At 59.6% G+C, this 267-nt stretch carries 1 pseudogene; it reads right to left on the bottom strand.

The window, feature by feature from the left end:
* Positions 1 to 267 (bottom strand): annotated as a pseudogene (locus CUZ56_RS15110) (aldehyde dehydrogenase EutE); the annotation flags it as partial.

The raw sequence follows: 267 nt of genomic DNA, 5'->3' as shown, positions 1-267 counted from the left end.
GTGTTGCAGATGATTGTCTCAGTGGGATTCGTCGTCGGCGTGATGGCGCCAATGACTCCGTAGGGGGAGTATTCGAGGGTGGTCAAGCCGTCGTCGCCCTGACGTGCCTCCATGACGAGATCTTCGACACCAGGGGTGCGGGTTGCTGCATAGAGATTCTTGAGAACCTTGTGGTGGGCGTTGCCCATCCCGGTCTCCTCGACAGCAGCCGTGGCCATGTATTCCAGACGTTCCTGCTGACTGGCGGCTTCGCGCACGGCATTGATG

The sequence above is a fragment of the Saezia sanguinis genome (genome assembly GCF_003991585.1).
Taxonomy (GTDB): domain Bacteria; phylum Pseudomonadota; class Gammaproteobacteria; order Burkholderiales; family Burkholderiaceae_C; genus Saezia; species Saezia sanguinis.
The sequence above is the reverse complement of the archived record's forward strand: the minus strand, read 5'-3'. Positions and strand labels throughout refer to the sequence as shown.